Annotated in this window: 20 protein-coding genes; 11 read left to right on the top strand and 9 right to left on the bottom strand. The window is 66.7% G+C overall.

Going from position 1 to position 25,537, the window contains the following annotated elements; all coding sequences use genetic code 11:
• Nucleotides 1-5: 5 nt before the first annotated feature.
• Nucleotides 6-1,022, bottom strand: coding sequence for a substrate-binding domain-containing protein (locus CHB86_RS04990; protein WP_089231882.1), 1,017 nt, complete (start codon nucleotides 1,020-1,022; stop codon nucleotides 6-8).
• 202 nt (nucleotides 1,023-1,224) lie between these two features.
• On the opposite strand from CHB86_RS04990, the gene CHB86_RS04985 reads away from it, so the two are divergent.
• The 6 genes from CHB86_RS04985 to CHB86_RS04960 all read left to right on the top strand — a co-directional run bounded on the left by CHB86_RS04985 (nucleotide 1,225) and on the right by CHB86_RS04960 (nucleotide 6,729).
• On the top strand, nucleotides 1,225-2,211 hold the full coding sequence (locus CHB86_RS04985; RefSeq protein ID WP_089231880.1) for a tripartite tricarboxylate transporter substrate binding protein: 987 nt from the start codon (nucleotides 1,225-1,227) through the stop codon (nucleotides 2,209-2,211).
• 106 nt (nucleotides 2,212-2,317) lie between these two features.
• Entirely contained in the window at nucleotides 2,318-2,791 is a 474-nt protein-coding gene (locus tag CHB86_RS04980; protein WP_089231879.1) for a tripartite tricarboxylate transporter TctB family protein, read from the top strand.
• Nucleotides 2,792-2,798: 7 nt separating this feature from the next.
• Nucleotides 2,799-4,313 carry a tripartite tricarboxylate transporter permease gene (locus tag CHB86_RS04975; protein WP_089231877.1) on the top strand — a complete coding sequence of 505 codons (1,515 nt, stop codon included), beginning with the start codon at nucleotides 2,799-2,801 and terminating at the stop codon, nucleotides 4,311-4,313.
• Complete coding sequence (locus tag CHB86_RS04970) at nucleotides 4,310-5,101, top strand: HpcH/HpaI aldolase family protein (protein WP_089231875.1); 792 nt, start codon at nucleotides 4,310-4,312, stop codon at nucleotides 5,099-5,101. Before CHB86_RS04975 ends, CHB86_RS04970 begins: the two co-directional genes overlap by 4 nt.
• 27 nt (nucleotides 5,102-5,128) lie before the next feature.
• Nucleotides 5,129-6,124 (top strand): dihydroxyacetone kinase subunit DhaK, encoded by a 996-nt coding sequence (locus CHB86_RS04965; RefSeq protein WP_089231873.1) that lies wholly within the window; start codon nucleotides 5,129-5,131, stop codon nucleotides 6,122-6,124.
• Entirely contained in the window at nucleotides 6,124-6,729 is a 606-nt protein-coding gene (locus tag CHB86_RS04960) for a dihydroxyacetone kinase subunit L (RefSeq protein WP_089231871.1), read from the top strand. Before CHB86_RS04965 ends, CHB86_RS04960 begins: the two co-directional genes overlap by 1 nt.
• Before the next feature lie 160 nt (nucleotides 6,730-6,889).
• On the opposite strand, the gene CHB86_RS04955 is transcribed toward CHB86_RS04960, so the two are convergent.
• From CHB86_RS04955 to mepK, 4 genes are all read right to left on the bottom strand, one after another.
• A complete protein-coding gene (locus tag CHB86_RS04955) occupies nucleotides 6,890-7,711 on the bottom strand; it encodes a sulfotransferase family protein (protein WP_176442776.1) in 822 nt (273 codons plus the stop codon).
• 77 nt (nucleotides 7,712-7,788) lie between these two features.
• On the bottom strand, nucleotides 7,789-10,482 hold the full coding sequence (locus tag CHB86_RS04950) for a glycosyltransferase (protein WP_176442775.1): 2,694 nt from the start codon (nucleotides 10,480-10,482) through the stop codon (nucleotides 7,789-7,791).
• A gap of 16 nt (nucleotides 10,483-10,498) precedes the next feature.
• On the bottom strand, nucleotides 10,499-11,926 hold the full coding sequence (locus tag CHB86_RS04945) for a DUF6212 domain-containing protein (RefSeq protein ID WP_089231866.1): 1,428 nt from the start codon (nucleotides 11,924-11,926) through the stop codon (nucleotides 10,499-10,501).
• A 375-nt stretch (nucleotides 11,927-12,301) separates the two neighbouring features.
• Nucleotides 12,302-12,877 (bottom strand): peptidoglycan L,D-endopeptidase MepK, encoded by a 576-nt coding sequence (gene mepK, locus CHB86_RS04940; RefSeq protein WP_089231864.1) that lies wholly within the window; start codon nucleotides 12,875-12,877, stop codon nucleotides 12,302-12,304.
• A gap of 359 nt (nucleotides 12,878-13,236) precedes the next feature.
• Between mepK and CHB86_RS04935 the strand changes: the two genes are divergently transcribed.
• The 4 genes from CHB86_RS04935 to CHB86_RS04920 all read left to right on the top strand — a co-directional run bounded on the left by CHB86_RS04935 (nucleotide 13,237) and on the right by CHB86_RS04920 (nucleotide 17,561).
• Nucleotides 13,237-14,841, top strand: coding sequence for a L,D-transpeptidase family protein (locus CHB86_RS04935; RefSeq protein WP_089231862.1), 1,605 nt, complete (start codon nucleotides 13,237-13,239; stop codon nucleotides 14,839-14,841).
• A gap of 119 nt (nucleotides 14,842-14,960) precedes the next feature.
• Entirely contained in the window at nucleotides 14,961-16,052 is a 1,092-nt protein-coding gene (locus CHB86_RS04930; protein WP_089231860.1) for a UDP-3-O-(3-hydroxymyristoyl)glucosamine N-acyltransferase, read from the top strand.
• A gap of 34 nt (nucleotides 16,053-16,086) precedes the next feature.
• Entirely contained in the window at nucleotides 16,087-16,356 is a 270-nt protein-coding gene (locus tag CHB86_RS04925; RefSeq protein ID WP_089231859.1) for an acyl carrier protein, read from the top strand.
• A complete protein-coding gene (locus CHB86_RS04920) occupies nucleotides 16,353-17,561 on the top strand; it encodes a beta-ketoacyl-[acyl-carrier-protein] synthase family protein (protein ID WP_089231857.1) in 1,209 nt (402 codons plus the stop codon). The genes CHB86_RS04925 and CHB86_RS04920 overlap by 4 nt, the downstream gene beginning before the upstream one ends.
• Nucleotides 17,562-17,659: 98 nt before the next feature.
• Here CHB86_RS04920 and CHB86_RS04915 read toward each other — a convergent pair whose 3' ends face one another.
• A complete protein-coding gene (locus CHB86_RS04915; RefSeq protein WP_089231856.1) occupies nucleotides 17,660-18,364 on the bottom strand; it encodes an invasion associated locus B family protein in 705 nt (234 codons plus the stop codon).
• Nucleotides 18,365-18,883: 519 nt separating this feature from the next.
• On the opposite strand from CHB86_RS04915, the gene CHB86_RS04910 reads away from it, so the two are divergent.
• Nucleotides 18,884-20,431, top strand: coding sequence for a helicase HerA-like domain-containing protein (locus tag CHB86_RS04910; RefSeq protein WP_089231854.1), 1,548 nt, complete (start codon nucleotides 18,884-18,886; stop codon nucleotides 20,429-20,431).
• Nucleotides 20,432-20,944: 513 nt separating this feature from the next.
• On the opposite strand, the gene CHB86_RS04900 is transcribed toward CHB86_RS04910, so the two are convergent.
• From CHB86_RS04900 to CHB86_RS04890, 3 genes are all read right to left on the bottom strand, one after another.
• A complete protein-coding gene (locus tag CHB86_RS04900) occupies nucleotides 20,945-22,585 on the bottom strand; it encodes a hypothetical protein (protein WP_089231851.1) in 1,641 nt (546 codons plus the stop codon).
• A 186-nt stretch (nucleotides 22,586-22,771) separates the two neighbouring features.
• Nucleotides 22,772-24,052: a DegT/DnrJ/EryC1/StrS family aminotransferase gene (locus CHB86_RS04895; protein WP_089231849.1), complete on the bottom strand. Its 1,281-nt coding sequence runs from the start codon at nucleotides 24,050-24,052 to the stop codon at nucleotides 22,772-22,774.
• 11 nt (nucleotides 24,053-24,063) lie between these two features.
• A complete protein-coding gene (locus CHB86_RS04890) occupies nucleotides 24,064-25,395 on the bottom strand; it encodes a carboxylate--amine ligase (protein WP_089231847.1) in 1,332 nt (443 codons plus the stop codon).
• Between the last annotated feature and the right edge of the window lie 142 nt (nucleotides 25,396-25,537).

The following is a 25,537-nucleotide window of genomic DNA, read 5'->3' as shown; positions in this document are numbered from 1 at the left end:
GGGTGTCAGGGCGCGGGGCCGGTTGTGCCGCGAAACACTAGCCGCGGTGCGATCACCCGCGAGACCGGCGGCGCGAAGGGGGCGTCGATCCGTTGCAATAGGAGTTCCGCCGCCGTTCGGCCGATCATCCGCTTGCGCACATGCACGGTCGAGAGCGCGGGATCGAAATAGGCCGTCTCCTCGATGTCGTCGTGCCCGATGATCGAGATGTCCCGCCCGACCTCGAGGCCGCGCTCCCGGCAGGCGGAGACCGCGCCGAGCGCGAGCAGGTCGCCGAAGCAGAGCACGCCGGTCACCTCGGGCGCCGCATCGAGGATCTGGATCATCGCGCGGCGGCCGGCCTCCAGCGTCGTATGCGCCGTCGGCAGGACGAGGGTGGGATCGATCGGCAGACCGGCCTCCCGCAGGCCCGCTTCGAACCCCGCGAAGCGCCGGCGTGCCGTGCTGGTGTCCTGCCCGCCGCCGATCCATGCGATCTTGCGGTGACCCAGTTCCACCAGCGCCTGCACCGCCAGGCGCAGGCCGAGCGGGTCGTCGTTGACGACCTGGTCGAAACTGTCGTCATCGAGCCCGCGCGACATCAGCACCGTCGGGAACTGTGGCCCGACCACCTCGCGCAGCGCCTCGGCGCGCGTGCCCGCCACCGGGGACAGCACAAGCCCGTTGGAGCCCTGTTCCAGCATCCGGCGGATGAAGCTGGCCTGGACCTCCTCTTCCTCATGCGCATTGCACAGCAGTACCAGCCGGTCGCTCTCCCGCAGCGCCTCCTCGATGCTGGTGACGAATTCCGCGAAGACCGGGTTGCGCAGGTCGTTGACGCAGACCGAGACAGTGTCGTTCGTGCCGGTGCGCAGGTTGGCAGCGTGGCGGTTGTAGATGTATCCGAGCTCTCCGGCGATCCGCTTGATCTCGGCGCGCTTCTCTTCGGAGATTCGCGGGTTGTCGCGCAGCGCCAGCGAGACCGCGGACACGGAAACGCCCGCGGCGGCGGCTACGGTCTTGAGTGTCACGCGGGGCGTCATCGTGCATTCCTCCCTCTTTCCTGCTCCCGACGGCGCTGTCCGGGGGCGACGGTTCGTCTCGGTCAGAGCCGTGACTCCAGCATTGCTCAATCGATTGAGCAATGCTACCGTTCTTTTATTCGGACGTGGAAAGAGGCCCCGTAGAGGACGGGAACCGCGCGCCGGACACGCCACATAACAGTGTGAATCTTGGGAGGATTCCATGACGACGACCCACCTGACCAGATTGCTGGGCGCCACGGCCCTCGGATTCGGTGCCGTGCTCGCGACCCAGGCTGCGGCCGAGTGCGACTGGAAACCGGAACGTGCCGTCACCTACATCGTGCCCTGGGGCGCCGGCGGCGGCACCGACGCCAACTCGCGGATGCTCGCCAGCCTGCTGAGCCAGGAATTCGGCGTGCCGTTCAACGTGGTCAACCGCACCGGCGGCAACGGCGTGACCGGCCATTCGGCGATCGCCCGGGCCGAGCCCGACGGCTATACCGTCGGCGCCGTGACGGTCGAGATCAACACCATGCACTGGGTCGGGCTGACCGATCTGACCCACGAGGACATCACCCCCATCGCCTTGGTGGACGTGGTGCCGGCCGGCTTCACCGTGAAGGCCGACAGCGAATTCGGCTCCGTGACGGAAGTCCTGGAATACGCCAAGGCGAACCCGGGCGAGCTGACCGCATCCGGGACCTCGCAGGGCGGCATCTGGCACCTGGCGCTGGCCGGCCTGCTGAATGCCGAAGGCATGGATCCCGAAGCGATCCGCTGGATCCCGTCGCAGGGCGCAGGGCCGGCGATGCAGGAGCTGATGGCCGGTGGCGTCGACGTGGTGACCGTGGCGCAGTCCGAAGCCAAGACGCTCATCGAGCAGGGCGAGCTGAAGGGCCTGGGCTACATGCACACCGAGCGCATGGCCGCGCTGCCGGACATCCCGACCACCGCCGAGGAACTTCCTTCCGGCTGGACGCTGGCTGCCAACATCACCCTGTCCGGGCCGGGCGGCATGGATCCGGAGATCGCCTGTTCCTACGAGAAGGCGGCGCTCAAGGTGATGGACACCCAGGAATGGGCCGACTTCAAGGCCAGCCGCGGCGCCGATGTGGTGCTGATGGGCAGCGAGGATCTGGCGGCGCTGATGGTCAAGAACGACCAGGCGCTCGGCGACACGATCAAGGCTATCGGCATGGCGAAGTGACGGCCGTTCCCGCCGTCTGATGCCATTCCGCAAAGTCCGGGGCAGCGCCTCCCCCCCAAACAGCTGCCCCGGACACTTTCTCGAACCGCACGTCGAGAGTTGACCCATGATGAACAAAGATGTCGCCACGGGCGCCGTTCTGGCCGCCTTCGGGGCTTGGCTTGTCCTTGAGGCACGCACCTTTCCCACGCTCGCGGGCATGACGCACGGCCCCGGGCTCTTTCCAAGCATCGCCGGCAGCGGCCTGATAATCTGCGGTCTGCTGATCCTCGCCACGGGGCTCGTCAAGCGCGCCGCGGCGGTCCCCGTGGCCGAGCCGAGCCCGCCGATGTCCCGGCAGGCCTGGATCAACACCGGCGCGGTGCTGGCCAGCGTGGTGTTCTTCGCGCTGTTTCTCAACAAGCTCGGATTTCACCTCGTCGCCTTCCCGATGCTGCTGGTGCTGCTGATCCTGTTCGGGATCAACTGGCTGAAATCGATCCTGCTGGCCGTGGGTGTCACCGTGCTGGTGCACCTGATCTTCTACTCCTTCCTGCACGTCCCGCTGCCGTGGGGCCTGCTCGAACCGATCGCGTGGTAGGCCCGACATGACCCCTGATGTCTTTCTGACCGTCCTGGCGCCCGAAAACCTCGCGATCATCGCCATCGCCACCTTCTATGGCTGTTTCGTGGGCGCGGTGCCCGGGCTGACCGCCACCATGGCGGTGGCGCTTCTCGTGCCCTTCACCTTCTTCCTCGACCCGATCCCCGCGATCAGCGCGATCGTCGCCACGACGACCACCGCGATCTTCGCCGGCGACATCTCGGGCACGCTGCTGCGAATCCCGGGAACGCCTGCCTCGGCGGCCTATGTCGACGACGCGCACCGGCTGTCGCAGGAGGGCCACGCACGAACCTCGCTGTTCGTGTCGCTCTTCACCGCGGCGGTGGGCGGCGTGGTCGGCGTGCTGATCCTGATGATGATCGCGCCGCAGCTCGCACGTATCGCGATCAGCTTCTCCAGCTTCGAGACCTTCTGGCTGGCCTGCCTCGGCCTGACCTGCGCGATCTTCGTCGGCGGCGGCACGGTGCCAAAGAGCTTCGCCAGTCTCTGCATCGGCCTCGCCGTCGCCTCGGTGGGGATCGACGTGGCCGTGGGCCATCCGCGCTACACCTTCGGCGTGCCGGACCTGCTCGACGGGATCAGCTTCATCCCGGCGATGATCGGGATCTTCGCCTTCTCCGAGGTGCTGCGCACGGTGCAGAACCTCGAGAAACGCAAGGAAGCCGTGACCGAGATCACCGAAAAGGTCGGGCGCGCGCTCGCCGGCGCCTTCCGGATCGTCGTCCGCTTTCCGGGCACGCTGGCGCGTTCCTCGGTGCTGGGCACACTGGTCGGCGCCCTGCCGGGGGCAGGGGCCGATATCGCGGCCTGGATCTCCTATGCTCTGGCGCGACGGTTCTCCAAGAACCCCGAGAAGTTCGGCAAGGGCAGCTACGAGGGCGTCGCCGCGGGCGGCTCGTCCAACAACGCCGCCATCGGTGGGGCCTGGACGCCAGCGCTGGTCTTCGGCATCCCCGGAGACAGTGTCACCGCCATCGCGATCGGGGTGCTTCTGCTCAAGGGCATGACCCCGGGGCCGCGGATCTTCGTTGACCAGCCGGAGCTGACCTCGGCGCTGTTCGGCTCGTTCCTCGTGGCCAACATCATCATGGTGCCGGTCGGGATCCTTGCGATCCTCGCCTCCACCTACATCCTGAAGGTCCCGCGCGCGGTCATGGCGCCGGTGATCCTGCTGTTCTCGCTGGTCGGCGCCTTCGCCATTGCCGGCACCGTCACCGCGGTCTGGATCGTGCTCGCGCTCGGGCTGGTCGGCTACCTGATGGAGCAGAACGGCATCCCGCTCGCGCCCGCGATCCTCGGGATCGTGCTCGGCAAGATCATCGAGGACAACTTCATGATCTCGATGATCAAGGCCCAGGGCGACTTCATGGGCTTCTTCGACAGGCAATACTCGCTCGTTCTCGGCATCCTCACGCTCGGTCTCTGGGGTCTTCTGATCCTGCGGACCATCCGCGAGATGCTGCGGGCGGGAAGAAAACGGAAAGGGGTTTCCAGATGACGTCGAGAAACTGGCTGCGTCAGCAGCTCTCCGAAGGGCGCACCGTCCGGGCGATCTGGCAGGAACTTGCCTCGCCCGCGCTGGCCGAGGCCGCCATCTGGGCGGGCTGGGACTGCGTTCTGATCGACAACGAGCACGGTCAGGGCGACCTTGCGTCGACGGTCCAGATGGTGCGCGCGGTCGAGGCCGCGGGCGGCCATTACATCGTGCGCGTGCCCTGGAACGACCATGTCTATCTCAAGCGGATCCTCGACCTCGGTATCCACACGATCATGGTGCCGATGGTCAACGACCGCGCCGCCGCCGAGGCAGCCGTCGCTGCCTGCCGCTATCCGGGCAAGGGGGCGCGGGGCTATGCCGCGCCGATCGTGCGGGCCTCGCATTACGGCGCGCGGCCGGATTACGTCAGCGAGGCACCCGACGAGCTGTTCCTGCTGGCGCAGATCGAGCATCGCGACGCCGTTCCCAACATCCCCGAAATCGCGGCCGTCGAAGGGATCGACATGCTGTTCCTCGGCCCGCACGACCTCGCCGGTTCCATCGACAAGCTCGAGCGGCTGACCGAGGAGGACGTCGAGGCCTATGTCGGCGAGACGGAAGCCGCGATCCGCGCGACGGGCAAGCCGATGGGCACCGTCGGCCGGCCGCTCCGGACCTATGGCGAGCTCCAGAGCCGCGGCCATTCGCTGATCGTGGGGCCGAGCGACATCGGGCTCTATGCGGCCGCCGTTCGCGAGGCGGGCCAGGAGATGGACAAGCAACTCGTTGTCGCGGGCGACGCTGCGTGACTGGTTGCCGAACAAGGAAATGGTGACATGAAGAAGATCCTCAATTCACCCGACAGCTACGTGGACGAGATGCTCGACGGCCTCTGCGCCGCGCATCCCGAGTTCTACGCTCAGCCGGAGCCCCGCGTGATCGTGCGCGCGGGCGGCAAGACACCCGGCAAGGTGGGCATCGTGACCGGAGGCGGCTCCGGCCACCTGCCGGTCTTCACCGGCTATGTCGGCAAGGGCCTGCTCGACGGCTGCGCCATCGGCAACGTCTTTGCCTCGCCCTCGGCCGAGCAGATGGCGGCGACCATGCGGCATGCCGATGCCGGCGCCGGCGTGCTGCGGCTCTACGGGAATTACGGCGGCGACGTCATGAACTTCGACATGGCCGGGGAGATGGTGGAGATGGAGGACGACATCGCCTCCACCACCGTCCTGCTGGCCGACGACGTGGCCTCCGCCGGGCCGGAAGAGGCCGCGAAACGCCGCGGCGTGGCGGGGATGGTCTATGCGTTCAAGATCGCCGGCGCCAAGGCCGAGCATATGGCCAGCCTCGACGAGGTGACGGCGGTGGCGCAGAAGGCCGCCGACGCCTGCCGTTCCATCGGCATGGCGCTTTCGCCCTGCACGGTGCCGCAGGCCGGCAAGCCCACCTTCGAGATCGGCGAGACCGAGATGGAAATGGGTATGGGCATCCACGGCGAGCCCGGCATCTGGCGCGATGAACTGAAGCCCGCCGACGAGATCGTCGACGAGATGATGGAGCGGCTGCTGGCCGACATGCCGCTGGGGCAGGGGGATCGCTGCTCGATCCTCGTCAACAGCCTCGGCGCGACGCCGCCGGAGGAGCTCTACATCATTTACCGCCATGCCAAGGCCGTGCTCGACGGCAAGGGCGTGGAGATCGTGATGCCGCTGGTCGGCCGTTACGCGACCTCGATGGAGATGGCCGGCGCGACGATCACGCTCTGCAAGCTGGACGACGAGCTGGAAGCGCTGCTGAAGGCGCCCTGCGACTGCGCGTTCTGGAGGGTGTGATGGCAGAGTTCACCACGGCCAGCCTGCGCGCCGCCGCGGCGCGGATCGCAGATCACGCGGAGGGCGTGGCGGCGAAGCTGAACGAGGCAGATGGCCGCCTTGGCGATGGCGATCTGGGCATCACCGTTTCCAAGGGCTGGCGCGAGATTGCCGACAATGCCGAGGGCCTGCCGGACGATCTGGGCAAGGCTTTCATGGAATGCGCCAAATGCTTCCAACGGGCCTCGTCTTCCTCCTATGGCACGCTCGTCGCCACGGGCTTCATGTCGGCGGCCAAGGCCTGCAAGGGGCGTGAGGCCGTGCCATTCTCCGAGGTCTCCGGCCTGCTCGCCGGCGCCTGCGAGGCGATGATGGCCCGCGGCAAGGGCAACCTGGGCGACAAATGCGTGCTCGACAGCATGGACGCGATGGCCCGCGCGACCGCCGGGCTCGACGAGCCCGCGGCGCTTCAGGCGGCGGCGGAGGCAGCGGCGGCCGAGACCGTCGAAGCATTCAAGCCGCAGCAGAACAAGCTCGGTCGGGCGCGGATGTTCGGCGAGAAATCCGCCGGGATCGCAGACCCCGGCCAGATCGCGGCGCTGGAGATGGTGCACGCGCTGGCCTGAGCCCCAATCGGATTGCGCGGGGCGTGACCACAGGCGCGCCCCGCGCACACGGCTCCCTCCCCGGAGGTCGGCCTGTGCGGAGGTCGGTCTTCGGTCAACAGGGAGGGGCCGGGCGCCGCCCAACCGGCGTGCGCCCGCGCCCTGAACGTCTCTGCGGCGATCAGGTGCCAGAGTTCTCCAGCGCGCGCGACCGCAGCTTGGCGTATTCCGCCATCGCCTCCTCGCGGAACTCGGCATCCTCGATCGAGCCCCATTCATCCTCGCGCGAGAACCCCTTGGCGGCCTTCTCCTGAAGCGCGCCGCCGGGATCACTCTGAACATGCACGCCCTCCGACGGCACATGAAGCTGTCCGAAGGCCTTCATCATCTTGTCGGAGAACGGTACGCCGATGCGCTCCATCATCCGTCGCATCTGAGGCTCGGGGTCGGCCACCAGCTGATCGTAGAGCATGATGTGCCGCAGACCGGCGTCCTCGTGGGCGATGATCTTGTACATGATGTACTGCGCCCGCCAGAGCGCCAGGTCCTTGCCGCCCCAGAATTTCTTGGAACTGAGGAAGACGTCGTTGGGATTGCGGATGATCGTGAACTTGCGCGCCTGCGGGAACGAGGTGTTGAAGACCTTCCAGTACCACGTGGCGAAGGCGTCCCAGTCGTTGCCTGGGAAGTCCCACATGATGCGGGGCGTACCGATCGGCTTCATCATCCAGTGTTCGCGCTCGGACGGATAGATCGTCAGGAACGCCTTGCGAACCAGTGCGCCGGCGTCGCGCCCGTAGACATTCGGGTTCTCGACCTTGCCGTAGCGCGTCAGCCCCGAGACCTGCTCGAGCGCGCGCCAGGTGGTGAACACCATGTTGCCTGCCTCGCCGACGCAGTCCATGTCCCCCCGCGCCGCGAACGCCTTGAACAGGAGCGAGGTGCCGGACCGGCCGTGGGCGATCAGCGAGACCGGGGCCTTGATGTTCTGAATATTGGGCACTTTTCCTATCCTTGTGCTCTCCGGGGGGCGTCGGACCTCGCCGGTTGTCTCATCGCTAAGCCCTGGGTCCGGCGAATTCAACCGGGGCGGCGGGCGCCGCAAGACGGGCCTGCGGCAATCATCGGCTCGCCTTGCTCGCCCTTGCTCGCGGTCAGGACATCGTCTTTGGCCGGTGGCGCAACCATGCGCTCGAGGCGTGCGTGGAGCGGCGCGGTCGCGGACTGCCAGTCCCGGTCCTGCATGTCGCTCCGCGCCCGGTCGGACAGGCGGCGCAGGAGCGCCCGATCCGCCGACAGCCGGCCGAGCGCCTGCACGCAGTCCCGCGACGCGGTTTCGACGTTCAGCAGCACACCGTTTTCACCATCCGTCACCACCTCCGAGACCGCGCCGACATCGGTCGCCACGGTCACCACGCCAGAGCGCATTGCTTCGAGGATGGTGAGCGGCAGGCCCTCGTAGGAGGAGAGCAGGACCATCACGTCGGCCCAGGCGAAGGCGTCGAGCAAGTCCCCGGCCTCCGTGAGGGGCGGTTCCAGCAGGTCTTCCATGTAGCCGGGCAGGGGCGGTGCGTCGGAGCCGATCACCGATTTGCCCACCACGCGCCAATCGATCGCCACGCCGCGCTGCCGTGTGTCGATCACGCATTCCGACAGCTTGTCGATGCCTTTCTGCCGGTCGAGCCGCCCGAGGAAGATCACCCGAAGCGGGTCCGTCTCGCCGCGCGCGTTGCGGGCTGCCTGGTCGACGGCGAGCCGGTCCGGATCGGCCGGAAAGCTCGGCGCGTTGGGAACGGGCAGGATCTTTTCCGACGGAATCCCCATCGCATGGCACCAATCCCCGAGCTGGTGCGAACAGGGCAGGAAGAGGTTGTAGGCGTGTTCGTAGGCGAGCCCGAGATAGGTGTTGCCCAACGGACGGCCGAACGGCGACAGCTCGTTGAGGTGCAGCGAATTCGCGGTCACCACGCCGAGCCGCCTGAGCTGCCCCATGATCCCGCTGATGGCCCCGCCATGGCAATTGATGACCACGTCGAGCCAGCCCATGAGGCCGAGGGCAGGGCTGTGGTTGCCACCCGTGGCCCAGTTCGGAACGTCCGTGCCGAAATAGGTCTCGCCGTCGGCTTCCCAGAGGGCAAAATCCGCTGCGGAGAGGAAATTCACGCTCTCGAACGTGCTCCGCCACTCTTGGGTAATTGCGCCCTCCGTCGCTTCCACGACGAACAGATGCGGCACCCAGCCGTGGCTGCGCAACCCCTTGGCCATGTTCAGCGCAACCTTCTCGACCCCGCCGAATTCTACAAGCGGCAGGATCAGCCCGACATGGCGCCTGCCATCCGGCATCTTGGGGTAGACCGGCGCACCGCCGAACGGCTCCCGCACGAGGTGGTGCGCACGTGGCCGCTGGTGGATATCGCCGACGCGCCATTCCCAGCCGCTGAACGAAGCCGCCCGGAATGGCGAGCCGTGCAGGCGACCGAACAGCGTGCGCATGTCTTCCGTTGCGAGGCCCCTCTGTCCGGACGATGCGGCGTCGGCAGTCTCGGGAGGCAGCCGCAGATCGAGGGTCGCGCCGTACATCCGTCGCGTCGGATCGGACGGGGCCGGACCGTCCGGGCCCTTTTCCGAGAGGAACTCGAGCAGCCATTTCGAACGGACCACAAGCACATCGGCTGTCTCAGGCAGACTTTGCGGCGTGCTGCGATCGGTGAACCCGAACCGGCCGTTCTGACTGGTCGACAGCGAGAGCGAGGCGACGCCCCGGCGTTCAGCCATCCATTCCAGTTTCCACAAGGCCCATCGCAGCGCGCCGGCCTTCTCCAGTGCCGCCATCACGGCGCCGCGCGCGAGCACGACGAAGGGCGGGAAGTGGAACCGGGTGGGGGCGATGCGGTGCCGCCAGATCATCTGCTCGAAGCAGTCGAGCGTGACGCGGCGGGCAGCCTCGGCCATTGGATCGACGGTGAGGCGCACCTCTCCGGTATCAGCGGTGAAAATCGCGAAGCGGGGGCATTCCGCCTGCTCAAGGGCAAGCAGGCTCTCTGGGGCGAAAAGGTCCCGGTGCTTGTGACGCATCGTTCCGCGGATCATCTCGGCGTCGCGCGCGGAATCGGCGAGCATGCTCTCGGGGCGTTTGCGGTATTGAAATCCGAAATCCTCGAGGTTCCGACCTCGAAACCCGGCACGTCCCGCGCTCAGGAAGAAATCCCAGTCCTCGAACCCGAGCTTGAAATCGGTGTCGAAGTAAACCCCGGCGTCGAACACCCGGCGGCGGATCAGGCTGCCTGCCTCGGAAATGTTCATGCCGGTGTGGACCAGCAGCGAATAGTCGCCGCCGTAATCGCCGGCGAATTCCAGCCCGATCATGTCGATGTTGGGGTAGATCCAGTCGGCCTCGGGATGGGCGTCGAGCGCGGCCATGGTGCGGGCCAGTGCATCCGGGCGAAGCTTGTTGTCCGCGTCGAGCATGTAGAGCGCCTCGATGCCGGGAAAGGCCGCCATGGCGTGACGGATGCCGTGATTGCGGGCATCGCTCAGCCCACCATTGGGCTTGCGGAGATACGTGACGCGGTCCGGACAGGCCAAGGCGTAGTCTCGACAGACGGCCTCGGTCTCCGCATGCGGGCAACCATCGTTGACCAGGAATATGTGGATGCCGAAATCCGCCCTCTGGTCGAGCACCGACTGAACGGCTTCGGCCAGCAGCACCGAATGGCGAAAGATGGGCACGATCACCGCGATGCGCGGGGCGAGTTGGGGGGAGGGCTCCGTCATCTCCGTCTCCGACAGCTCAGGCATTGGCGCGGATGTTGAAGACACAGCAGCGCAGGTCATCGGGGACGGCGGTTTCGCTCTCGATATCGGCCTCCTGCAGGCGGGTCAGAACGCAGATGTCGCTCGGCGCATCGAGCGGCGCTTCGAGGAAAAGCTGGATCTCCGCCCACCGGGCCACCGGCAGTGGCACCCAATCGGTCATGGTCCCGGCGGCAAGCGCCGCCACGCCGATCGGGCCGGAGCGGTCCGGTTCGGCGGGCAGGATCGCCAGCGCATATTCAACCGTCGGACCGGCGTCTGCCTTGGTTTCGACGCCACAGATGATCTGCTGCATGCCGGGCACCCCGGCGCCGGAAATCCGAGCGATGGCGGGTCCTGCGCTCGTCGGGGTGACGGTGAGCCCGCCGAGGGCATCGGAATAGGCGACGGTTCCGTCCGGCGAGGCGCTGTGGGCCTCGCGCAGGGCCTGCGTCGGTACGATCCAGCGGCGCGGGTGGATGATCCGGTCGGCCCAGGCGCCAGCGGGATGGGGCAGGCTGGTGCCGGCCACGCAGGACCACCCCGCGGCGGCCAGCACCGCCTCCTGCGGGACGCTGTTGCGGCTGACCCGAAAGCGGGGATCGGGATGCGCGATGGTCTGGGAGAGCTTCAATTGGCTGCTGCCCTGCCACTGGACCCGAAGGATCACCGTCTGGCGATCCGTGGCGAGGCTCACCGCCCGGGATAGCCGGAGCCAGCCCTCCTGGAGTTCGGCCGCGGGCACGGTCCACTCGGCAACGATCTCGCCGCTTTCCTGGAGTTCCAGCGACAGATCCAGTTGTCCGTCAGCATCGCCCGGACGTTCGGCGATCGAGACCGCGACGTCCGAGAGCCCGGCGGAGGACATCGGCAACCGCTGCTCGGCACGGTCCTTGTTCTGCAATGTGACCGGTGGACGTGACCTGATCGGCTCGAGTTGAAAGGCGAGCGTGCGGGCCGGGCCGCCGAGCTTGTAGACATAGGTCTCAAGTCGGCTGAAAGCGGTCTGGGTGGCCTCGTGGACGCTGCGCAGCGCGCCGAGATCGCGCTGGAGCTGGACATTGCGCGCGGCCTGCGTGGCGCGGCCGTCTGCGAGGGTCGCGACGAGCCAGCTCAGGATCGCGGTCCGCGGCGCATCCTGTGGCTGCGACAGGTCGAGTGTCGGCGGGAGGTCCGTCCCGAAACGGGCGCTCCAGGCGTCTGCAATCGCCGCGGCTTCGGTGGCAGCTTCGGGGCTCAGGACCAGCATCCCGACCATCTGCGCATAGGCGTTTGCCTGGGACAGCGAGGTGTCGGCCAGCCGCGCGATCGGCGCCCCGGCCTCGTCCACCGACAGAACGGCGACCGGCAGCGGAAGGTCGTTCAGCTCGTCGCGGTGGGAATCGGACGGTGCAATGGCGATGAATGGCCCGGTGGGCTGCAACATTGTGGGGACCTTCCGGCTTTCGGATATTCCTGATGCCTGTCCGCTGGTGCGTGGCAGGCGTCAGGGCACTTTCTTGACGGTGCCATGGGCCGGGTCAAGTGGTCAGGGTCGGAAGTCCACCGGCGGGCCGGAGCTGTTGCACGGGCTGAGGCGCTGCGACCTCGGCCAAACGGCAAAAGGAGATGCGCTTCAAGGTCTGCGGCAGGACATCCCGTACGAACGGGGGGCACGACGCCGGATTTGGTGGAGGATCTGGGGCAGGAGCCGCGCGACTCCGCGCAACGCCTGCCGAAAAGCACAAAGGCCCCAACCGCCGGAAGCGGTCGAAGCCTTTTCAAAGGCGGGACGGCGCCCCTCAGGGCGTCAATTCGGTGTTCAGCCGTTCCACTGGCGGACGGCGCCGCAGTCCATGTGAACGAAGTTGGAGCCGCGATAGACTCCGACACCACCGGCCCGGCAGGCCTGCGCGGCTTTCGCCATCTGGTAGATCGAGCGATTGCCGATCCGCAGGTCGGCGGCCTGGCCCTTCATGTGAAGGGAGTTCTTGGCGACGCCGCCAGAGCGGGACCGAAGCATCGCGTTGGTCTTGGGCGACCGGTAGCCGGACAGGAGCATGTAGGGCTCGGAGGTGTCCATCAGGTTGTGCGAGGCGGCCATGATGTCGATCGTGCGGGTGTCGATCGTACGAACCTCGTTGCGGCGCCAGTCGCGCATGAAGGCGTTGATCTCGTTGAGCGCGTCCTTAATGTAGTCGCCCTCGATCCAGTAGATCGTGTCCATGCTTTCGCCGGTACGGCCGTTGTACATCTTCAGGCGTCGCACATCACCGCCTCCACGAAGAAAACCGACTGCGCCCGCATAGGTCGGGGCCGCCGTTATTGCCGTTGCTGCGAATGCTTTGAGAATGCCACGTCTTGAGAGACCCCTGGGGGCACTGTAGCCATCGGTCATAGGTTTGCCTGTCCCGTTTGCCTGTCGTCTGTCCGCATTTTTGCGGTTTTTCTCCACACCTCATCCCCAGGTGTGCAAGTGTGATGCCACAAAGCGATTCTCCATCCAAGTGCACAATTGGCGCAGCGGCTGAATTTGGCCGAAAGTAGGCAGAAACCTGCTTAGAAACGCCTAACGCGGGAACATTTTCCGAACTTCGCGCAATGGCGGCTCTTGTTGCGTTGCAGCGTCGCGCTCGGGCCACACCCGGGGGCGGCCGTCGGACAGCCGGCAATTCCACATGGACACCGCCGGGCGCCGTGCGAGAATGGGTGTCACGAAACGACGCGAAACTTTTGTTACCATTAAAGGGATTTGCCATGCCGTTCGCGGTCACCCGCCGTTCGTTCTCCACGTGCCTCATGACCCTCTCCGCGATCGCGCTGATCGGGCTGGCGGAGCCTGTTCAGGCGCAGGTAACCGCCTTCAAGCAGGCGGTTGCGGAAGCGTCCTATGGCAACGAGGCGGTGGCCACCTTCTACCGGACCCGCGGCTATGCGCCGATCTTCACCGGCGAGCAGGATGGCACGCGCCGCGCGGCCCTGCTGGCGGCGCTGGAAACCGCCGATATCCACGGCTTGCCGGCGGAACGCTACGATCCGGAGACGCTCAAGGCCGCCTTCGCCGCCGCCGAGACGGCGCGGGACCGGGGGCGGGCGGAAGTGCTGGCGGCCAAGATGTTCCTGCAGTTCAGCACGGATATCCAGACCGGCGCCATGACTCCCGGCAAGATCGACAGCGAGATCGTGCGACAGGTGCCGCGCCGCGATCCGGTGCTGCAGTTGCAAGCCTTTGCGAAGTCCTCTCCCCAGGGGTTCATGAAAGCGCTGCCGCCCGGCACGCAGCAATACAACGCGCTCCTTGCCGAGAAGCTGCGGCTGGAGGCGACGCTGGGCCATGGCGGCTGGGGCCCGAAGGTTTCGGCGGGCAAGCTCGAGCCCGGGCAATCCGGCGAACAGGTCGTCGCCCTGCGGAACCGGCTGATCGCGATGGGCTTCATGAAGCGCTCCGCCAGCGGTTCCTTCGACGGGACGCTGCAGAAGGCGGTCCAGCAGTTCCAGATAGAGCATGGCCTCGAGCCCGACGGCATTGCGGGGCCGGCAACGCTGGCCGAGATCAACATCGAGCCGCAGCAGCGCCTGAGCCAGGTGATCGTGGCAATGGAGCGCGAACGCTGGAGCAACGTGCCCCTTGGCGAGCGCCATATCCTCGTGAACATCACCGAGTATACCGCCCGCATCATCGACAACGGCAAGGAGACCTTCTCGACCCGCGTCGTGGTCGGCAGCGACCAGTCGGGCCGGCGCACGCCGGAGTTCTCGGATGTGATGGAATACATGGTCATCAATCCGACCTGGAACGTCCCGCGCTCCATCGCGACCAAGGAATACCTGCCGCTGCTGAAGAAGAACCCCAATGCGGTGAGCCATCTCCGGGTGGTCGACTCCCGTGGCCGGACGGTAAGCCGGGGCAGCGTGAACTTCGCGCAATACACGGCGTCGTCCTTCCCGTTCAGCCTCAAGCAGCCGCCGTCGCAGAGCAACGCGCTCGGGCTGGTGAAGTTCATGTTCCCGAACCCGTACAATATCTATCTGCACGACACGCCGTCGAAGAACCTCTTCGCCCGTGACCAGCGTGCCTTCTCCCATGGCTGCGTGCGGCTCGCGGAGCCTTTCGAATTCGCCTATGCGCTGCTGGCGCGCCAGACCTCGGATCCCGAAGGGCTGTTCCATGCGCGGCTCAACTCCGGCTCCGAAACCCGGGTCAACCTCGAGGAGCCTGTGCCGGTGCACCTGCAGTACCGCACCGCCTTTGCCACGGCGAAGGGCCGGATCAGCTATCGCCCCGACATCTATGGCCGGGATGCCCGGATCTGGGCGGCGATGCAGGCGGCTGGCGTGAAACTCGGCGAAGCCGGGAGCTGACGGGGCGGGGCCGCCGCGCCCCTCCGCCCGCTCATGCGCACAGGCCCGGGCAATCGGCGGTTGCGGGCTTTCCCCGCGATGCACTATTGCTCGGCCCTGAAGCCGAGCAGGGGGATCCCATGGCCTATACCATCGAGCAGATCGCGCAGGCGCTGGCCGCGCGGGCCGAAGGCGACGTGACGCTGGCGATCGATCACGCCGCAGAGCCGGCAGATGCCGGGCCGGGCGACCTCGCCATCGCGATGGCGCCCGCCTATGCCGAACGGCTGAAGGACGGTCGGGCGCGGGCGGCGATGCTCTGGGCCGACGCCGACTGGCGGGCGTTGGGGCTCGATGCCGCGGTGCTGATCGAGCGCCCGCGCTATGCGCTCTCGGGCCTCACCCGGCTGCTCGACGCCGGCCCGGGCGTCGAGGTCGGCATTCACCCAGCCGCCGTGATCGACCCCACGGCAGAGATCGGCGCGGAGGCCGCCATCGGCCCGCTCGTGGTGATCGGTCGCGGCGCAAGGATCGGCGCAGGAGCCAGGATTGCCGCCCATGTGAGCATCGGCGAGGGGTCGGTGATCGGCCCAGAGGCGGTGATCCATGCCGGGGTTCGCATCGGACGAAACGTGCGGATCGGCGCGCGTTTCACGGCACAGCCCGGCGCGGTGATCGGCGGCGACGGATTCTCCTTTGTCTCGCCGCAGGCCTCCGGCATGGAGCAGGCGCGCGGCGCGATGAGCGACGAGGTTCAGAACACGGGCCATAGCTGGGTCAAGATCCACTCCCTCGGTGGCGTCGAGATCGGCGACGACGTGGAGGTAGGCTCCAACGCGACCATCGACGCGGGCACGATCCGGGCGACGCGCATCGGCCGGGGCACCAAGATCGACAACCTCGTGATGATCGGCCACAACGTGATCGCCGGCGAGGATTGCCTGTTCTGCGGCCATTCCGGCGTCGCCGGGTCCACGATCGTTGGCGACCGGGTGGTGATGGCAGGCCAGTCCGGGCTTGCGGACAATATCACCGTCGGGTCGGACGTGGTGATCTCGGCCGGCACCAAGGTGCTCTCCAACGTGCCGTCGGGGCGGGTGATGATGGGCTACCCGGCGACGAAGATGTCGCTGCAGGTCGAAAGCTACAAGGCGCTGCGCCGCCTGCCGCGCCTGTTCCGTGAGGTCGCGGAGGTGCGAAAGGTGCTTTCCAAGGTAGACCGCACGAACTAAATGTGCCGGTCAAAGAGAGCAGGGAGCTGGCAAGATGGCTGACAGCATCAAGGACCGGGTGATCGCGATCATCGCCGAGCAGGCGGTGCTGGAGCCGTCCGACGTCAAGATGGACGCGACTCTGGAGGATCTCGGCATCGACAGCCTCGGCCTGGTGGAGAGCATCTTCGCCATCGAGGAGGCCTTCGACATCTCCGTGCCCTTCAATGCCAACGAGCCCGAGAAAAGCGATTTCGACATCTCCTCCGTCGCTGCCATCGTCGCGGCGGTCGAAGGGTTGATCGCGGAGCAGACCGCCTCGTGAAGCGCGTCGTCATTACCGGCCAGGGCACGATCAATGCCCTGGGATCGAACGTTGCCGAGACCTGGGAGGCAATGCGCGAGGGACGGTGCGGGATCGGTCCGCTGGAGTTGCGCGATGTCGAACGGCTGGCGATCCAGATCGGCGGCCAGGTGCGCGGCTATGATCCCGATGCCGTGTTCAACCGCCAGCAGATCGTTCTCTACGACCGGTTCACCCAGTTCACGCTGCTCTCCGCCCGCGAGGCGATCGCGCAGGCGGGGCTGACCTTCGTCGGCGATCTCGCGGCGCGCACCGGGGTCGTGCTCGGCAATTCCGGCGGCGGCATGAACACGCTCGACGAGAATTACCGCTCGGTCTACGAGGACGGCAAGAACCGCGTGCATCCCTTCGTGGTGCCGAAGCTGATGAACAACGCCGCGGCGAGCCACGTCTCGATGGAGTTCAACCTCAAGGGTCCGACCTTCACGGTCTCCACCGCCTGCGCCTCCTCGAACCACGCGATGGGGCAGGCGTTCCAGCTTATCCGCTGCGGGATGGCCGAGGTGATGATCACCGGCGGCTCGGAATCCATGCTCTGTTTCGGCGGGGTAAAAGCCTGGGAAGGGCTGCGGGTGATGTCCAAGGACGCCTGCCGCCCGTTCTCTGCCAATCGCAACGGCATGGTGCAGGGCGAGGGCGCGGCGGTTTTCGTCTTCGAGGAATACGAGCACGCGAAGAAGCGCGGCGCGGACATCATCGCCGAGGTGATCGGCTTCGCCATGACCTCGGATGCCGCGGACATCGTGATGCCCTCCAAGCAGGGTGCTGCCCGGACCATCGTCGGGGCCATGCGCGACGCGAAGGTCAATCCCGACGAGGTGGGCTACATCAACGCCCACGGCACCGGGACGGCCGCCAACGACAAGACGGAATGCGCCGCGGTGGCCGATGCGCTCGGACATCATGCGAACGACCTGATGATCTCCTCCACCAAGTCGATGCACGGCCACCTGATCGGCGGCACCGGCGCGGTGGAACTGCTCGCCTGCACCATGGCGCTGCGCGAGGGCGTGATCGCGCCGACCATCGGCTACGAGGAGCCGGACCCGGAATGCGCGCTCGACGTGGTGCCCAACGTGGCCCGCGACGCCGAGGTCGACGTGGTCCTGTCCAACGCCTTCGCCTTTGGCGGCCTCAACGCGGTGCTGGCGCTGCGCAAGGTCTGAGGCGGCGCCGGGCGTCTCTCCGCTGTCCGCCCGTTCCAATGAAAACGCCGCCCGGGTGGGGCGGCGTTTCGTGTCTGCGGCTGCTCCGAAGGGACGGCTCAATTCGCGCTGGCGTTCCCGTTCTGCTGTTCGGCGGTGGCCTTGTCCACGGCCGCAGCGTTCAGCGCATTGAGTTCGCTGATCGTGGTGAAGCCGGCCGTGAAGCCGGTGAGCGACAGCTTGAGGCTCACCGTCTGATCCGGCGCCACCAGAGGGACGATGGAAAGGCTGGCCGCGTTTCCGCGCTTGAAGCGCTCGACGTCCTCCTGGGAGAACCCGACGCGGGCCACGCAGCCGCGCTCCGTGCAGAAGTTGAACGGGTACTTGCGCCCGGCGCCGCCGTCGACAGCGAGCGTAAGCTGGCCGGTGAGCAGCGTCTCCAGCGGTGTCACGATGGTCGCACCGGCAGCCACCTGGCCGCCCCGGTCGAGATTGACCAGCTCGATCGTGGAAACGGCGTTGCCGGCGTCGTCGCGCAGGACCTGGTGCAGCGCGCAGGGGTCGGCCTCCAGCGGGGTGCGGATGCAGCGGATCTCCCAGTCGCCCGAGACGTCATGGATATAGGTCTGCCCAAGCTCGCTCTCGGCCTCTGCCGGCTCGCCCATGCTGAGGCCGAGGTCGTTGCCTTCGGTCTGCTCCGCCGTTTCGGCGGGGGCCGGATCGGCCGGAGCGTCGGTGGCGGCGTCCTGAGCGAGGGCCGGGGTGGCGGCAAGCAGAGCAGCCAGCGCCAGGGCGGATAGACGGGTCTGAAGGATATTGGTCATGTGTGAACTTCGCTTTACGGCTCGAGTTTTGTCCTGCTTCTTGGGCGCCGGATGTAACATGCGGCGTGTCGAGTGTCAGGTGGGAAAGTTGGAAGGGCCATGCTGTGGGGGCGCGTCGCTTGCGGAACCTTGCCGACCGGGGCGCCCTGTGCCGCCGCATGGCGCGGGAAACTGGCGACGGTAAAAAAGGGCCCGTGAGGACCCTTTTCCGGGGCGAACCCCAAACGCATTTTTGCGCTTTTCTTTACTCCCTGTCGGACGGGCCGACTTGACGGGGGTGACGCTATGATCATTAAAAATGGCGGTCAACAGACAAATTCTGCTCGGACGGTATTTTGATCGATCATGGCACCCATTCTGATACTTGATGAAAGAAATGGCGGTTCCGGGAGCACGATCGGCCCGTGACAGAGTGGGGCAATGCCGGGTGTTTCTGTATGCCGTGGAATACCTGGGCTATGGCAAATGCCGGTTAACAGTGTATTTTTCGGCGAAGGCTGACAGGCAGGAGGGCAGGCGATGGATCGGATATTCGTGGGCGGAGGCGGCGAGGGCTACGGCACCGCACAGGAGCTGCTGCTGCGTTACGGCAACCGGCACGGACTGATCGCGGGGGCCACCGGCACCGGCAAGACCGTCACCCTGCAGATCCTGACGGAGGGGTTCTCCGCCGCCGGGGTGCCGGTGTTCCTGTCAGACGTGAAGGGCGACCTGAGCGGGCTTGCGGCGGCCGGATCGGCCGAGGCGGGCACCCACGCGCCCTTTACCGAGCGGGCTTCGACCATCGGTTTCGCGGATTATGCCTACCAGGCATTTCCGGTCACCTTCTGGGATCTCTTCGGCGAGAGCGGGCACCCGGTGCGTACCACGGTCGAGGAGATGGGACCGCTCCTGCTGTCGCGGCTGATGGAGCTGACCGAGGTTCAGGAGGGCATTCTCAACATCGCCTTCCGGGTGGCCGACGAACAAGGCTGGCCGCTGCTGGACCTGAAGGACCTGCAATCGCTGCTGGTCTGGGTGGGGGAGAACCGCAAGGACCTGTCGCTGCGCTACGGCAATATCTCCACCGCCTCGGTGGGCGCGATCCAGCGCCGGCTTCTGGTGCTGGAAACGGAAGGCGGCGCGCAGTTCTTCGGCGAGCCGGCGCTGGCGCTGGACGACCTGTTCCTGACCGACGAGGCCGGGCGCGGGCGGGTCAACATCCTCGCGGCCGACAAGCTGATCGCCTCGCCGCGGCTCTACGCGACCTTTCTGCTCTGGCTGCTGAGCGAGCTGTTCGAAAGCCTGCCCGAGGTGGGCGATCCGGATAGGCCGAAGCTCGTGTTCTTTTTCGACGAGGCGCACCTGCTCTTCGACGATGCGCCCAAGGCGCTGGTCGACAAGGTCGAGCAGGTGGCGCGCCTGATCCGCTCAAAGGGCGTGGGCGTTTATTTCGTGACCCAGAACCCGGACGACGTGCCCGAAGACGTGCTTGGCCAGCTCGGCAACCGGGTGCAGCACGCGCTGCGTGCCTTCACGGCGCGCGACCGCAAGGCGCTGAAACAGGCCGCCGAGACCTATCGCGACAACCCCGCCTTCGATATCGAACAGGCGATCCGCGAAGTCGGCACCGGCGAGGCCGTGACCTCGTTCCTGGTGAAGAAGGGGATGCCGGGCATGGCGGAGCGGACCCTGATCCGCCCACCGTCCTCGCAGCTCGGCCCGATCGCGCCTGACCTCCGCAAGCAGGTGATGGCGGCGTCGCCGGTGGCGGGCCGCTACGACACCACGCTGGACCGGGAAAGCGCCTTCGAGATGCTCAAGGCGCGCACCGAGGCCGCGGCGGCCGAGGCGGAGGCCGCGGAAAAGGCCGAAGACGATCTTTCGGCGGCAATGCGGGAATACAACTCCGCCCGCCGCTACTCCGGAACCCGGGTCGGCCGCTCCACCTCCACGCCCACACGCCGGTCCTCCCGCAGCGACAGCGTGGCCGAGGCCTTCGCCAAGAGCTTCGCCCGTCAGCTGGGGACGAAGTCGGGGCAGGCCGTGGTCCGCGGCATCCTGGGCGGCTTGTTCAAAGGGCGGTAAACACGCGGCCAGGCGTCGGAGCAAAGCATGCCGCTCTCGCGGCCCTTGGTGCGGCTCAGGCCTTCCCGGAGCCAGCTGGGCGCTTGGCGTCGCTGTGCCGTCCTGATCAGGGTTATCCGGCATCCCTCCTGCAGCCTTTGGGCATGTCCGACGTCGAAGCCGGCCAACGGAGTGCCGGAAGCTGGATCCCCGCGCGGTCACCTGCAGGCGCCTCAACCGCGAGGCGGTCGAGAAAAACTCGGCAGTCAAAACGTTGGCGATGGCACTCCAGCGATCTGCGATGCCCATCGGTCCGCAGGGCCGGGCGCTGTATTCCCTCGCCAACCGTCGCGATATGTCCGACCACCAGGTGAACCGGCTGCTGGCCCGGGGCGCAGGCCAGCGCGTCTTCGCTGCCTTTGCGGTGACACTCCCGACGCGTGCAACGGGCCCGAACACGCGCTTTCGAACCGGATTTCCGCCGGCCCGGGCCGTGGGCTTCTCCGTCGCGGGTGCTTGCCACCCCTTCGGCGATCAGGCCGCCGCGGCCTTTCGGCAATAACAGGAGGCACGGATCGGGACTGTGGCCCGCGCGGCGGCCTGGTCCAGTTGCTGCCGGATATGGGCGGCTTCGACCCGCTCGCCACGTCGCACGAGGCATTCATGGAGACCGTGCAGGCTCCAGACATTCCTCGGGTGCTGGCAGGCGCGCGGCAGCGTCTGGTCGAGGCCGAGATCGGCCCGGTAAACGGCTTCCGCTTCCGTGTATTGCCCGGCGTCCATCAGCAGGGCCCCGAGGGCGTGGCGGGTTGGCTGCATCCAGCCCCACGGCTCGTCGTAGATGAGCGAGTCGTCGAGGTCCACCGAGCGCCGCAAGTGAGCGAGACCTTCTTCCACCCGTCCGGCCTTGTAGGCGACCTCCCCATCCATCATCGCCTCGCCGATCAGCAGCACGTCCTCGCAGGTGTTGTTGAAAACCAGCCACTCCTCGGGCACCGCTTTCCGGGCCGACACGGCAAGCTCGCGCTCGGCTGCCGCCTCCTCGTGCCGCCCGAGATTGGCGAGCGCGATGGTCCGGGCCTGGTGCATGGCGGCGGTCGTGTAGCAATAAAGCTCCCGATCCTCGGGGAACGGCTCGTCGAGAACGCCCTGCCACTGGCCAAAGCGGATCATGACGTGGATTTTCTTGCCGTAGAAGCTCTCGAAGAGCTCCGGCATGAAGCGCACGACCTCGTCCGGCAGCATCCGCATCAACTCCTCTGAGGCCGCGAGCGCCACCTCGGGCTGGCCGAGAAACATCGCCCCATAGGCTTCGAAATGGACGTTGTGAATGCGGTAGACGGTGTAGAAGTTCTGCGAGCCGGCGTGGGCTTCGTACTTGCGGTCGACGGCGGCGGCGCGGCGGTTCCGGTAGATGACGTTCTGGTAATCGCCGCAGAGCAGGTCGATATGGGTCGCCATATGGACGAGGTGGCCGCTGTCGGGCACAAGGTCCACGAGGCGGTCGCCGTGACGCAGCGCGACCTCCGGCGTCGGGGACATTTCCATCAGGTGGATGTACATGTGCAGCAGGCCGGGGTGGTTCCACGCGTCGGACTGGTCGCTGAAGGCCCGCTCCAACGCGGCCCTTGCGCGCTCCGTCGTGGCGCCCTCCGCCGGTTTGCCGGTCTTGAGATCCCACAGCAGCCAGGGCGTGCGGTTCATGTGGGCTTCCGCATAGATCGAGACGACGTCGAGGTCGGTCGGATGGGCGGCATAGACCTTTTCCATCGCCTCGGAGAAGTAGTCGTTCCACGGTCCGTAATCCTCGATCGCAGGGTCGTCGGGGAAGCGATCCGCCAGAGCGGCGATCAGCGCGTTCTCGACCGCCGACAACCCGTCGCGCAGCGCCATGGCGTCCGCGATCGCGCTGTGCGCCCGTTTCAGCGTCGCGGCCCGCTCCTCGGCGTCGAAGAACTCCCAGGGCTTGTTGTAATTGGGGCCGATTGCATAGGCGACGCCCCAATGCGCCATGCCACAGGCCGGATCCGCCGCGATGGCGCGCTCGAAACAGGCGGCGGCTTCCTCGTGGTTGTAGCCGTAGAGCCAGACAATCCCCTGGTTGAAGGCGTCCTGCGCCTCGGGGGACGTGGTGGTAACCGGGCGGGCATAGGTGCCCAGATCGAAATGCGTCATGGCCTCTCCTCGGGTTGGGGAGTTGAAATGCGGACACCGCGACCAGTGGTGAAGGAAACAAATTCACCGGGGCAGGGTATCACATCGGGCCGTTTTCGTCAGTGTCCGGCAGCTGCCGCGCGGGGCGCGCGCGTGCAGTGGGCGGGGCTCGGGACGCGCCTGGCCCGATCCGGGGGGCAAGCGAAGCTAGGCCGGCGCGGCGATTTCGGTGTGCCGGTGCGCCGTCGCAAAGGCGCGGATCGCGTCGATCGTTTTTTCGATCTCGCTCTTCGGATAGCCGGGATAGATCGGAAGCAGCACGGTGCGCGCGGCAATCTTCTGGGTGTTCGGGCAGTCCCCGTGGAACTCGGCAAAGGCCCGCGTGGCCGCGAGGTTGTGGTAGTATTGCGCTCGCACGTCACGGCCGCTCGCCAGCATGTGGCGCATGAAGGCGTCGCGTCCGTCGAGCTGCACGGGATAGCTGAGATAGGTGTTGCGCCCGTCGTCGTTCATCGGCGGAAGCCGCAGCCATTCGAGGTCGGACAGCCCGTCTTGGTAGAGCTTCGCATGCTCCACGCGGCGCTGGCGGTTCGGCTCGATCGACGGGATTTGCATCAGGGCAAGACGCGCCTGCATCGGCGACATCCGGCGCCGGTAGTGCTCCGGAATTTCGTCGCGCCGCTCGATCGAGGATTCCGCGGCAATCGCGCGGTCGACCATCCCGGTTTCCTTTCGCGCATCCAGCCGGACGAGGGGGAAGGTCACGCCCTGAAAGATCAGCGGGGCGGTCATGAAGTCGAGCAGCACGGTGGTCGCAGTGCGTCTGACAAGCCGGCCAAGCGGTTCGAAGTCGAAGGCGCTAAGCCGGTCGCGCGCCTGTTCGAACAGCGCGTCGTTCGACGTGACCAGCATGCCGCCGAAGATGGTGTTGACGTTCTTTGCCCGGCTGAAGCTGAAGATCGCCGCCGCACCGAAGCTTCCCACGGCGCGACCGCCGATCCGCGCGCCCAGCGATTGCGCGCAATCCTCGATGACCGGGACCCCGCGTTCCGCGCAGATATCGAGGATCGCTTCGATGTCACAGGAGAGGCCGTGGATATGGGTGGCCAGAACCGCGCCTGTCCGGGGGCTCAGCGCGGCGCGCACGGCCTCCGGGCTCAGGTTGCCGGTTGTCGGGTCCACATCTGCGAACACGGGCACGCCACCGGCCGCCAGCACCATGTTGACCACGTCGTAGATCGTGTAGGGCGACAGCACGACTTCCTGGCCGGAGGCGATCATTTCCGACAGCGCGAGATAGATGCCGACGCGTCCCTGCGGCAGGCACAGCGCGTGCCGGGTGCCCTGCATCCGGGCGAAGGCGGCTTCCAGTCGCTGCAGGTCCTCCTCGCCCCGATGCGCGCCAAGGCTCAGCGCGTCGGCGGCGATGCGTCCGTAGATCGCCGGTGCGCCGTAGGTTCTGGAGCGGGGATAGGGAGAGAGGTGCATCCGTTCCTCCCCTATACGGGCCGCTTGACGCTGCCGGGCCGAACCAGCCGCTTGAATGACAGCGATCCGTGGGCGGACAGGATCTTCGAGGTCCAGATGAGCGAGGGAAGCGGGTCCTTTCCGAAGTACTGGTAATAGGGGCTGTAACGGCGTTCTCCCGTCTCGCGGTAAGGGCCCCTGTAGTCATCCCAAATCTGACGGTAGGAGTCTTGCGGAAGCGGGTTTTCGGCCGTGCTCCGGCCGAGACGGCGGATCTTGTAGACGCCGTAATCGAAACTGTCGCAGCCGAAGGCAATGGTGTCCTCGATCGGTTTCAGCAACCGGATTCCGGCCGGCACCTGCGGCACCGGCTCGACCGGCTCGCCCCGTGCAATCCGCAGCGCGATCAACGGCTCGTTGATCCCGATCTCGGTGCGCAGCCACAGGTGGACGCCGAGCCGCGGGTTGATCTCCAGGATCTTTGGCACGCCGTCGCGCTCGTCGACCTTTGCCTGGATGGTGAGGCTCCCCCACCAACCGATGTGCTTGGCGAGGGCGGCCGCCTGGTCGGCATAGGGATGGCGCGGCGCGGTCCGAAAGGCGCTGCGCCCGGCATGGGACGGGCGGCTGAGGCGTTCGCGCGCGTTGACGGGCGTCAGGCAGGACAGCACGTGCCCCTGCTTGTCGACAACCGTGTAGAAACTCAGTGTTTCCGAACCCGGAATGAATTCCTGGACGATCGGCGCCCCGTGGACCTCCCGAAGCTCCTGCACCCGTTTCAGGAGTTCACCGGAGTCCCAGTGGAAGGACATGCCACGACCGCCATTGGTGAACCGCAGCTTCACGACCCAGGGGGGCGGAAGATCCGCGATCGCCGCCTGCACGGCCGCATCGTCGGTGGCGAGATAGGTCCGCGGGTGGGGAAAGCCGCTCTCCGCCGCGGCCTGCACCGTGTCGTACTTGTCGAGCGGGCGTTTCACGACCTCGTAATCGGGGACTGGAACGGTGACGCCGATCTCTGCCAGGCGCTCCCGGTTCTTCGAAAAAACGTAGACCCAGGCGTCGTTTGTGGGGAAAACCGTGTCGATCCGCTCTTTCTTGCAGATCTCCTCGATCCGCTGGATGAATGCCTCCTCGCGCGGCGTGTTCTCCGGTCCGATCCGGCCATGGAACCAGTCGTCTTCGGGGTCCGGCACATCGTAGCGCCGGTCGACGAGACGGGAGTAGGCGGCGTGGCAGGTTGGCCAGACCCCGAGCGGGCGCTTCCCGGAGGTGGTTGCAACGACGTATTCTGCATGAGGCCGGAGCGCGCGCAGCGTCGCGTAGGCTTGCGCAACCCGACAATTCGTTACCATGAGACGCATTGTAACCTCTTTCGGGACAATCCCCGTTACTCGCTACATGTCTTTCTCCTGTGACAGCGTGCCAGATCGAAAGCCCGTCAGGCAAGACAGGCGGCGGCGATTTGTGTAGAAGTGGGGGAAGGTGCTTGGAGTAGGGTGACAT

It is taken from the genome of Tropicimonas sediminicola (genome assembly GCF_900188335.1).
GTDB classification, from domain to species: Bacteria; Pseudomonadota; Alphaproteobacteria; order Rhodobacterales; family Rhodobacteraceae; genus Tropicimonas; species Tropicimonas sediminicola.
The sequence above is the reverse complement of the archived record's forward strand: the minus strand, read 5'-3'. Positions and strand labels throughout refer to the sequence as shown.

Bases quoted from the DNA above. Each gene is read 5' to 3' on its own strand.
- CHB86_RS04890 (WP_089231847.1), bottom strand. From the start codon at position 25,395: ATGCGTCTCATGGTAACGAATTGTCGGGTTGCGCAAGCCTACGCGACG.
- CHB86_RS04990 (WP_089231882.1), bottom strand. From the start codon at position 1,022: ATGACGCCCCGCGTGACACTCAAGACCGTAGCCGCCGCCGCGGGCGTT.
- CHB86_RS04965 (WP_089231873.1), top strand. From the start codon at position 5,129: ATGAAGAAGATCCTCAATTCACCCGACAGCTACGTGGACGAGATGCTC.
- CHB86_RS04985 (WP_089231880.1), top strand. From the start codon at position 1,225: ATGACGACGACCCACCTGACCAGATTGCTGGGCGCCACGGCCCTCGGA.
- CHB86_RS04900 (WP_089231851.1), bottom strand. From the start codon at position 22,585: ATGACGCATTTCGATCTGGGCACCTATGCCCGCCCGGTTACCACCACG.
- CHB86_RS04935 (WP_089231862.1), top strand. From the start codon at position 13,237: ATGCCGTTCGCGGTCACCCGCCGTTCGTTCTCCACGTGCCTCATGACC.
- CHB86_RS04925 (WP_089231859.1), top strand. From the start codon at position 16,087: ATGGCTGACAGCATCAAGGACCGGGTGATCGCGATCATCGCCGAGCAG.
- CHB86_RS04975 (WP_089231877.1), top strand. From the start codon at position 2,799: ATGACCCCTGATGTCTTTCTGACCGTCCTGGCGCCCGAAAACCTCGCG.
- CHB86_RS04945 (WP_089231866.1), bottom strand. From the start codon at position 11,926: ATGTTGCAGCCCACCGGGCCATTCATCGCCATTGCACCGTCCGATTCC.
- CHB86_RS04970 (WP_089231875.1), top strand. From the start codon at position 4,310: ATGACGTCGAGAAACTGGCTGCGTCAGCAGCTCTCCGAAGGGCGCACC.
- CHB86_RS04895 (WP_089231849.1), bottom strand. From the start codon at position 24,052: ATGCACCTCTCTCCCTATCCCCGCTCCAGAACCTACGGCGCACCGGCG.
- CHB86_RS04915 (WP_089231856.1), bottom strand. From the start codon at position 18,364: ATGACCAATATCCTTCAGACCCGTCTATCCGCCCTGGCGCTGGCTGCT.
- CHB86_RS04930 (WP_089231860.1), top strand. From the start codon at position 14,961: ATGGCCTATACCATCGAGCAGATCGCGCAGGCGCTGGCCGCGCGGGCC.
- CHB86_RS04910 (WP_089231854.1), top strand. From the start codon at position 18,884: ATGGATCGGATATTCGTGGGCGGAGGCGGCGAGGGCTACGGCACCGCA.
- CHB86_RS04980 (WP_089231879.1), top strand. From the start codon at position 2,318: ATGATGAACAAAGATGTCGCCACGGGCGCCGTTCTGGCCGCCTTCGGG.
- CHB86_RS04960 (WP_089231871.1), top strand. From the start codon at position 6,124: ATGGCAGAGTTCACCACGGCCAGCCTGCGCGCCGCCGCGGCGCGGATC.
- CHB86_RS04950 (WP_176442775.1), bottom strand. From the start codon at position 10,482: ATGACGGAGCCCTCCCCCCAACTCGCCCCGCGCATCGCGGTGATCGTG.
- mepK (WP_089231864.1), bottom strand. From the start codon at position 12,877: ATGACCGATGGCTACAGTGCCCCCAGGGGTCTCTCAAGACGTGGCATT.